This window comes from Wolbachia endosymbiont of Pentalonia nigronervosa (assembly GCF_014534705.1).
Lineage (GTDB): Bacteria > Pseudomonadota > Alphaproteobacteria > Rickettsiales > Anaplasmataceae > Wolbachia.
This window is the reverse complement of record NZ_JACVWV010000048.1, coordinates 1-9,626: the sequence shown is the minus strand read 5'-3', so window position 1 is coordinate 9,626 and position 9,626 is coordinate 1. Positions and strand designations below refer to the sequence as shown.

Here is a 9,626-nt window from a genome sequence, read left to right as displayed (position 1 = left end):
TCCCGAAGCTGAAGGATTTCAGGTTATTCCAAAACGTTGGATAGTTGAAAGAACCTTTGCTTGGCTCTCCAATTTTAGGCGCATGAGCAAAGATTACGAACATTCTCCTCTTACCTCAAAAACCAATATTTTCTTTAATATGATTACCGTTATGCTTAATAAATTAGCTACTTAAATGATTTCAAGACATCTTCTAAAACCAAAACGTTTGCGTCTATTTCTATATCGATCTGCTATAATTTTGAACCTTTTCAACAAACCTATCACATTTTCCACTCCCACCCTTTGACTTGCAAGTTCTTGATTTTCTTTCTTTTTTTCCTTATCTAATGGCTTCTTTTTCGTCTTTCTATGCGGCAATTTAACGTTTTTGTGAATTTTTTGCAAGCCTCTGTAACCGCTATCTGCTAAAACCTTGATTTCCGGTAATATTGCCACTTTTGACTCCTTGAAAAGCCGAAAATTATGTTTCTTACCATTTGAAAATGACGTACAAATAATTTTTTTGCTCTTTTTCAATTTTGAAAGAGGTCTTTTGTTGACTTAAGGTTGCAGGTTATTGGTATTATTGTTACAATGTGTAACTTGTGGCGGGCGTAGCTCAGTTGGTAGAGCGTCAGTTTGTGGTACTGAATGTCGCCAGTTCGATCCTGGTCGCTCGCCCCATTTTTTTTGTAAATTCATGTCTGAAGGTCATGAACATTGTATAATTTGATTAATAAAAGCAGTATTTTCTTTATTGAGCATTAAGTGTATGTTTTTTGTTATCCTTTCAACTAACTGAGTAATGCTGTCAGTATCTGTAATTTTTGATAATACATAATCTGCTAGGCCTCTTTTGTCTTCAGGTCTACCTATTCCAAATCTTAGCCGCCAATAATTATTACCAATAAAGCTATCTATAGATTTAAGTCCATTGTGTCCAGCAGAACTGCCGCCTTGTTTTATTTTCACTCTTTCTAGCTGTAAATCGGCATCATCATGTATCACTATCACATTATCTAATGAAATCTTATAAAAATTTAATATCTTTACAACAGAAATACCTGAGTTATTCATGAATGAATAAGGCTTTAATAATAATACTTTACTACCGTTAATTGTACCAGAAGTTATCAGGTAATTGTTTTTTTTAGAAAAAGCTTGAAAACACCAGTACTTACAAATTGCATCAACAATAATGAATCCTATATTGTGATAAGTCAGTTCATATCGTTCACCAGGATTACCAAGCCCAACTATTAGATACACTATAGTGCTACTTCTTCTTTAGGTTCTTCAACGTCACTATCAGCAGAGGAAATTGTTACAATAGTAAAATTTTCTTCTTCATGAGCTGCAAGCTTAATGCCCTCTGGTAATTTTATATCATTAACGTGTATAGACTGTCCTATCATTTTACCAGATAGATCAACCTCTATAATTTGAGGTATTTTATAAGGGGAGCATTTTATGGTAATAAAACGACATAGAACATTAAGTACTCCACCTAACTTGATTCCTGGTGCTTTGCTTTCATTTATGAATGATAAAGGTATATCTATTTTGATTTCACTATTTTTATCTACAAATTGAAAATCAACATGTTGCACAGTATCTTTTACCACGTGCCATTGAATATCGCGAACAACAACGTATTCTTTCTTGCCTGATATGTTCAATTCTACTAGATGTGCAGAAAGATACCCTAATTTATACTGTTTTGTAAACTCTTTGGCAGATAATGTTAAATTTATATTTTCACGCCCTTTGCCATATATCACTCCAGGAATACAGCCATTTTTTCTTAATGAGTGTATTGTTTTTGTTACATCACGTAACTCTGCATTAATAGTCTGTTGTACCATATTTTTTTACTCCAATTAGCTCTATTAAACATAACATAAAAAATATTTATTTCAAATTATACCTGATTTTTTACAGTCAGTATAGGAACAGATATAAATATTGAGGAATAAGTACCAATTACAATACCAAAAAAGATGATTAAGCTAAAATCTCTTACTGTATCCTTACAAATTAATATTAGGGGAATGGTTGCAAGAAGAGTTGAGCCAGAAGTAAATATTGTACGAGATAACGTGGCATTAATACTCTTATCTATTATTTTACTTGTTATTTGTTTGCCATATTCCCTGATTCGATCATATATAACAACTGAATCGTTAATTGAATAACCAATAACAGTTAGTAGAGCGGCAGTAGATGAAATATTAAATTCAATACCAATAAGACTAATAAAACCCATGGTTAAAATTACGTCATGGACTAGTGCTGCTGTTCCACCTAAACCGTACCGCCAATTAAATCTCACCCAAATGTAACAAAATATCCCAACAATTGCAGAAAGTATAGCCAACACTCCTTCAAAGATTTGTGTTGAGCTGATCTGTGGACCCACATAGTCTATTTTACGATAAATAATAGAGCTCCCTGATTTTTCCTCTAAGACAGTTTTTATTTTTTTGATCGTGCTTTCATCTCCTATGTCCTGAAAATACATGACCAAATTATCACCTGATTGTGAACTCTGTACTGTAAATCCGTTTTCTTTTAGTGCATCAAGAAGTGAGCTAGTTTTATCAGGTGATGAAATTTCTATCAAAATTCCACCTGTAAAGTCTATTCCTAGATTTATTCCACGTAATGCAACAATGAACATTGAAAGCGCAACAAGAATAATACTCATTAATGTAGTAAATTTCTTGTATCTACTAAACTCTATATTGAGATTGTCTGGAATAAGTCTAAGTGTCATATAATTTATTTTACTTATTACTTAATAGCTTATTCTATAGTTGAATGCAATGCTAATGTGGTCTAGTATTGAGGTATGGGCTATCCAAAGAAAAAGAGGGTATTATAACCTTAAACAGCTGTGTGCTCTCTTCATCTAGAAATTCATATCTGCCTTGCATTATTCCTGATGGTGTGTTTAAATATGCCCCACTAGTATATTTGAATATTTCTCCAGAGTGTATCACAGGTTGTTCTCCAATTACACCGATACCATCGATCTCATTTATTTTTCCTGTATAATCCATTATCTGCCAGTGACGGCTTACTAGTTGAATGGTTGATTTACTTTGATTCTTTATTTTAACATTATATATCCATACATAACAATTTTCATAAGGAATTGAATGCTCTTCAACGTAAATTGGCGAAACTGTAACTTTGACAAAATTGGTAGTTAGTGTATATTCGAAAGTCATTTTGTGTATTGATGATTAAGGTAAAGAACACTTCTATTATATACCATTTTCATCGATTTTTCAAGTACCGTTGATAAGAAATATTATAAGTATGAAAAAATTAAATATATTTGACGCGAAAGTAATAGGCATAATAGGTGGTGGGCAATTAGGCAAAATGACAGCAATTGCTGCAACAAAGTATGGGCAAAAAACACACATATTTGCTAATACTAAGGATGAACCTGCTTGTTGTGTGGCTAATAATTTAACGATAGCGGATTTTTCTGATAAAAATGCCTTAGAACTTTTTGCTAAGAGTGTAGATTTGATTACCATTGAGTCTGAAAATATTCCTTGCAGTACTATTGATATTGTATCACAGTACGCAGATTTTTATCCTGGTAAGAAGGCGCTATACATTTCACAAAATAGACTAAGAGAGAAAGATTTTATCAGAAGCTTGGGAATAAAAACTGCTCAGTACAGAAGTATAAAAAACTGTGATGAGCTACTAGAAAGCGATAGCTACCCAATGAGACTTAAAACGGCGGAAATGGGATATGATGGCAAGGGACAGCATGTAATCTATAATCATTCTCAGATAGATTCTGTACATTGGAATACACAATATATTCTTGAAGCTAATGTTGATTTACTAAAAGAAATTTCGGTAGTGGTTGCAAGGAATAAAGATGGTAAAATAGCGTTTTTTCCTATCGCAGAAAATTGTCATATTGATGGAATATTAGACACTTCAACGGTACCAGCTAAAATTGATGATGACTTAACTAATAATGTCCAGCAAATTGCAGAGAAAATAGTATGCGCTCTTGATCTCATAGGGATTTTAGCGATTGAGTTTTTCATCACTAAGGATAATGAGTTGCTAGTCAATGAAATAGCTCCAAGGCCTCACAACTCCTGCCACTGGAGTTTAGATGCGTGTAATGTAAGTCAATTTGAACAATTAGTTAGAGCAATATGCGGATTGCCTATGCAAGAAGTAATATTACGTTTTCCTTGTGTAACAAAAAATATAATAGGTAAAGATATATATTGTTCTCATAAATATTTGAGTGATAATAGAGCTAGTTTGACCATATATGGAAAAAAAGAAGTTAGAGATAAGCGCAAAATGGGACATGTGAATATTAATTTGAGTTAGCTTGCTTTTTGTTAATTTTATGCTAAAAGTAAAACTTGTTAATGAAGTAGTAATTATGATAAATCCAACGTTAAAAAAAATTCTCGACATTTGTGGTATGATAGCACTTTGTGTTATCTTAGCTGCAGCAGCTATTTTTCTTCAGATTATTTTTGAAACTTATCTTGGCATGGCTATAGATATGCTGCGTAAATTTTTTCTTGCACAAAACGCAAGTGAAGGAGTAGCTATAACATTAAGTGTGTTGGTGTTAATTACTGCTTTGATTGCCCTTCCTTTTGCCTGTTATTTGATACATAAGGTAAGTGCTGCTTTTACAGAGAAAATTGAAAGTAGTTATCAGTCTTTTAAAAATACAAATTTGTCAGATAATAAGAATATGTTTCTTGAAGTATATAATGACCCAACAATAAGTCTAAAGGATAAGATGCTGTTTTGTGCCATATATGCAATATATTGCATTCAACGACCATTTCTATACTGTGCATCGAAGGTATCATTAGTCAATAAGTGGGTGCTCGAAGCTATTTTTAGTGGCCATGGAAAAGGAGGCAATGGGATTGTGGTTTGTGCAGCCTTAACATTATTAAATGCTATAATATTGGCTCCAGTGGCACTGCTTGAGCTAATAAAGTATCCATTAATAAAATTATTCTCACCGCTTGGGTTGAATGTAGCACAACTAAGCTTTTTGTTTGATGTAAGCGATGTAGGTAGCGGTAGTCAGAGTGTTCATACGAAGAGTTTTGAACGTAGTGTTATTCGATGTGCTCAAGAGCTCAAAACAAAGCATGGTACTCAGCCAAATGTGTTGGATCAAGAATTTGAGGATTATATAAATAACTCAGAAGAACTTACAGCTTGGAAAAAAAATCTACTAAAAATGCATTATTTTAACTTTAATACTCCCAATGTTAATACTTCCGAAGATCCAGATCGTTATGACTGGCGAAAGTGGAAAGATCCAGACACTAAACTCACGCTCACACAAACGGCAAATTTAGTTTTAATTACAGCTCGAGAGCAAGGAATAAACATGAAGAACTTTAAAGGTAGGTTGTTGTTGAGTTTAAGCGAAGAATTCCAATGTCCTGGTGGAATGTTTAATCGTATTATTTACGCGCTTAGCGGCGTTGACCCAGAAAATAAATTTACACTTGTAGATAAGCAAGTAAATGATAAAATTCCTGAATTTACTAAACAATTTCTTCTAGGTTGTAGTAATCAAAGGATAAAATTTTTAAAAAACAATTTTGGTGACTTTTATTTTGAAAGGGATATGAATCCTAAAGTAAAAGATGACATGAGTAGATTAATGGAAGATGCAACACAGTATGTTTTTAATGAATTATATGTGTATTGTTATGATCAGTACGGAAAAAGAGTTAAGGAAGTTGGAGTAGTTGAAGTAGTGGAAATAGTTGATGGGGTTGAAGAAGTTAAAAAAGTTGAAAAAGTTACAGAGTTTGAAGGAGTTAGAAGGAGCATTATAAAACATAAACTACAAGAATTACTTACAGATGAAGCGATGAAAGATGCAGTAGATGCTATGATTGATAAAGTTCAAACTCCACCTACTTATTTTGAAAGGGTAAAAACATTTTTTTGTGGAGCAGAGCATACCAGCCAACCTGGTTGCTAGTTTTATTAGGTCTATTATTATAACCACTTAACCAATGGTGGCATTGACATCATAATTGCATCTGGATTGCCACCAGTAATTAACCCAAATCTTGTGCCACGATCATATAACAGGTTAAATTCTACGTATCTGCCGCGTTTTATTAATTGGCATTCACGCTGTTCATTACTCCAAGACTTATCCATGTGCTTACGTATGATGTGCGAGTAGATTTCTAGAAATGTTTTTCCTACTGCTTTTGTAAAATTAAAATCGTTATTCCAATCACTTGAATTAAGATTGTCATAAAAAATACCGCCAATACCGCGTGGTTCTTTTCTATGATGCAAAAAGAAATAGTCATCACACTGTTGCTTGAATTTTAAATAATATTCAGGATTAAACGTATCACATGCTATTTTTATTGAGTTTTGAATATACTTATGATCTTCCTCATCATAATATACTGGCGTAAAATCCATTCCCCCACCAAACCACTGTTTTGAAGTATATATTAGCCTTGTGTTCATGTGAGCTGCAGGAATAAGAGGTGATTGCATGTGAGAGACTACAGATATACCACTGGCCCAAAATTCTCCATTGCTTTCACTTGCACCAGGAATTTCATTTATGACTGAGTCTGAAAATTTTCCATGTACCTTCGAAACATTTACTCCAACTTTTTCAAAAACATTGCCATAAATAATTGTGGATTCACCACCTCCACCTCCTGGACGCTCCCATTTTTTTCTCTTGATTTTGGGCTCTCCAGAAAGTTGTGCTTCAATTGATAAGAAAGATTCGACGATGTCATCTCTCAATGCACAAAACCACTCTAATGCTTGTTTTTTTTGCATTTCCATAATTTATGTATTTACTTTTTAGTATTTTTCACTTAAGGTACACTGTATGTTATCAATAAATTAATAAGTCTATAATAATGATGTCAATATAATAAAACATTTTTATGTGAATAATGAGTAAAAGATATATAGATAATAAAAAAGAGAATAGAGTAGACTTTATCTTAAGAAAATATGGGATGTCAATTACAGTAATGGCTACCATTATGCTTCTGCCTTCTATAGTAATATCAATACTTTACTTTTCTGACGCATGTGATCAGCACTTTAACATAGAAATTAATTTAGTCGCTAGCACTCTAGCAACTTTATTTATAGCATATAATGTCAAACGTTACAGATATATACTGAGTACCGTAGAGTTTCAGAATGCAATATTTGCAAATGCACTGAATCATAATACAGAATTTTGTCTGATTATACATAAGAATGAAGATATTGTTTATGCTGATGCAAGATTCTATGAAAGATTCAAAGATCATATGAGTAATAAAGCTTCCTTAAATCAGATTCTTGATGCAGGAAATATTTCAGAGGCAGACAAAAAAGCATTTCACAATGCCCTAAAAAATAATTCCTCTGTACAGGTGTGCATTTCTTTAAGCAAAAAAAACAGGTTATCTAACTTCCTTTTATTTTTTGAACCTATACCTGATAATCCTCAAATTGCCATTAATGATAATAAAATTTTAAATCTATCATTTGCCCCAATAGCAAGACCGAGTGGATATTTCGTTTTAAAAGCAACAAAAATAAATAAGGAACAAGTATATGAAGAACTAATAGAAAAACACAATATAGGAACTTATATTGCAAATACTAAAGGAGTAATTCTGTCTGCAAATGAAAGTTTTTTGAATATATTTGAACTAAAAAAACTTGAAAAAGGCAGTTCAATTAATGATTTTACGTCACAGTCTAAATCTAGTAACACCAATGAAACTTTATTTGTTACTACACGTGGTATTCCCTTCAAAGCTTATATGAGCACTGCTATATTTTGTGACAAGTATAATCACAATTATATACATGGTTTCATTACACCGATTGAATCAAATATTATTGATTACCAACTGCATCCTTGCTTTACTAATTCACCGATTGCTATTGCTCAATGCGACATAAACGGCAATTTTGTAAAGAAAAATGTAGCGCTAATAAAATTATCTGGGTCAGATAAAAATTCAATTTTCACCATTATATCTGATAGTTATCACAGAAAGATACGTGAGTATTTTTTAAGTAACAGAATAAATAACGCATCCTTTGATGTTCAATTGAATAATAATGACAACACGAAAATATATTTTAATAAATTCCTTCATAATAAAACTATGTTTATACTTTGTTATTTTGTTGATAACACTGAGCATAAAAATCTGGAAATGAAACTTGAGCATTACCAAAAAATGCAAGCTATAGGTCAATTAGCAGGAGGGATTGCTCATGATTTTAACAATATACTTACCGGAATAATAGGGTTCTGTGATTTACTTTTACTTCAACATCCAGCTGGTGATTCGTCTTTTGGAGACATAATACAAATACAACAAAATGCGAAACGTGGATCAAATTTAGTTAAGCAATTGCTTGCTTTTTCAAGGAAGCAAACCCTACAGCCAAAAATTATTGATGTGAATAGCACAATAGCTAATCTTTATGAAATGATAAAAAGATTAATAGGTGAAAATATAAAATTTACTGCCTACTATGATGGAGATTTAGGTGCTGTTGAAGCTGATCAAGGACAATTGGAGCAAGTTATAATTAATTTAGTAGTTAATGCTAGCGCTGCCATGGAAAAGGGTGGGGAATTGACCATACAGACTTTTAACAAAAAAATTGATTTCCTAAATTCTATATCGCAAGATATGTATTCTCCGGACAAGGAAGCAATTGAGCATGGAAATTACGTTGTGATTGAAGTGGTTGACACTGGCTGTGGTATAGAAAGCAGCATAATCGAAAAAGTGTTTGATCCATTCTTTTCTACTAAAGATATTACTTCTGGTACAGGGCTTGGTCTTTCAACTGTATATGGAATTATAAAACAGACTGAAGGATATATTTATATTACCACTCAAGTAAATCAAGGAACTAAATTTAGTATATTTTTACCTATGGTTTATGTATCAGATGAAAGTGATGAACAGGAAAAGCACGAAAAAACAGAAAAGTTGGTAGTAAATGAAACGAAAGATAGTGGTATCATTTTATTAATTGAAGATGAAGATTCAGTAAGGGAATTTACCACTAAGGCACTGAAAAGAAAAGGGTTTAATGTAATAGAAGCCAGCATAGGTAGTCAAGCATTGAAAATAATCAGTGAAGGAAGTCAACATATAGATCTCATAATCACTGATGTAGTAATTCCCGAAATTAGTGGCCCAGAAATAGTTAAAGAAGCACTGATTCATAGACCAAACATTAATGTAATTTTTATTTCAGGATATGCAGAAGACACTTTCTTAAAAAATGATGACATTAACGTAGGAGATTTTCATTTTTTACCAAAACCTTTTACCTTAAATGAATTAGGAAATAAAGTTCAAAGTGTGTTGCACAAGAAAAAACAGTTGCGATCTAAGAAGATGTCTTGAAAAGAAATGAAAAGATAAATATACTAAAGCAAATGTAGAATTAAGAGGTAAAAAAATGTATCCAAGTGACATAAGTGACAAAGAATGGGAAATACTAGAGCCATACGTTGCACAAGGGGCAATAGGAAGGCCAAGAAAACACGATATTAGAGCGATTATTAATGCAATAAGATATATAAT

Annotated in this window: 9 protein-coding genes, 1 tRNA gene and 1 pseudogene; 5 read left to right on the top strand and 6 right to left on the bottom strand. The window is 32.4% G+C overall.

The window, feature by feature from the left end; translation table 11 throughout:
* The coding region (locus IC220_RS05095) for a transposase (protein ID WP_188152743.1) at positions 1-175 on the top strand (175 nt) is incomplete at its 5' end.
* Here the strand turns inward: IC220_RS05095 and IC220_RS05090 are convergent.
* A pseudogene (locus IC220_RS05090) lies at positions 172-516 on the bottom strand (transposase family protein); the annotation flags it as partial. The gene IC220_RS05095 and the pseudogene IC220_RS05090 overlap by 4 nt on opposite strands.
* A gap of 74 nt (positions 517-590) precedes the next feature.
* Here IC220_RS05090 and IC220_RS05085 point away from each other — a divergent pair.
* Positions 591-666: transfer RNA gene (locus IC220_RS05085), tRNA-His, on the top strand.
* A 27-nt stretch (positions 667-693) separates the two neighbouring features.
* Here IC220_RS05085 and pth read toward each other — a convergent pair.
* From pth to apaG, 4 genes are read right to left on the bottom strand one after another with little or no spacing between them, the layout of a single operon-like run.
* Entirely contained in the window at positions 694-1,251 is a 558-nt protein-coding gene (gene pth, locus IC220_RS05080; RefSeq protein WP_188153450.1) for an aminoacyl-tRNA hydrolase, read from the bottom strand.
* The gene (locus tag IC220_RS05075; protein ID WP_188153449.1) at positions 1,251-1,847 is read right to left on the bottom strand and encodes a 50S ribosomal protein L25/general stress protein Ctc; all 597 of its coding nucleotides are present in this window, start codon (positions 1,845-1,847) and stop codon (positions 1,251-1,253) included. Before IC220_RS05075 ends, pth begins: the two co-directional genes overlap by 1 nt.
* 56 nt (positions 1,848-1,903) lie before the next feature.
* Positions 1,904-2,758: a protein translocase subunit SecF gene (gene secF / locus IC220_RS05070; RefSeq protein WP_188153448.1), complete on the bottom strand. Its 855-nt coding sequence runs from the start codon at positions 2,756-2,758 to the stop codon at positions 1,904-1,906.
* A gap of 52 nt (positions 2,759-2,810) precedes the next feature.
* Complete coding sequence (gene apaG, locus IC220_RS05065; RefSeq protein WP_188153447.1) at positions 2,811-3,215, bottom strand: Co2+/Mg2+ efflux protein ApaG; 405 nt, start codon at positions 3,213-3,215, stop codon at positions 2,811-2,813.
* A 91-nt stretch (positions 3,216-3,306) separates the two neighbouring features.
* Here apaG and IC220_RS05060 point away from each other — a divergent pair, with 91 nt between their 5' ends.
* Positions 3,307-4,362: a 5-(carboxyamino)imidazole ribonucleotide synthase gene (locus IC220_RS05060; RefSeq protein ID WP_188153446.1), complete on the top strand. Its 1,056-nt coding sequence runs from the start codon at positions 3,307-3,309 to the stop codon at positions 4,360-4,362.
* 19 nt (positions 4,363-4,381) lie between these two features.
* Positions 4,382-6,004, top strand: a complete 1,623-nt coding sequence (locus IC220_RS05055) for a hypothetical protein (RefSeq protein ID WP_188153445.1) — start codon at positions 4,382-4,384, stop codon at positions 6,002-6,004.
* A gap of 17 nt (positions 6,005-6,021) precedes the next feature.
* Here the strand turns inward: IC220_RS05055 and hemF are convergent, their stop codons facing one another.
* A complete protein-coding gene (gene hemF / locus IC220_RS05050) occupies positions 6,022-6,846 on the bottom strand; it encodes an oxygen-dependent coproporphyrinogen oxidase (RefSeq protein WP_188153444.1) in 825 nt (274 codons plus the stop codon).
* Between the two features lie 113 nt (positions 6,847-6,959).
* On the opposite strand from hemF, the gene IC220_RS05045 reads away from it, so the two are divergent.
* Positions 6,960-9,446: an ATP-binding protein gene (locus tag IC220_RS05045; RefSeq protein ID WP_188153443.1), complete on the top strand. Its 2,487-nt coding sequence runs from the start codon at positions 6,960-6,962 to the stop codon at positions 9,444-9,446.
* Positions 9,447-9,626 lie beyond the last annotated feature (180 nt).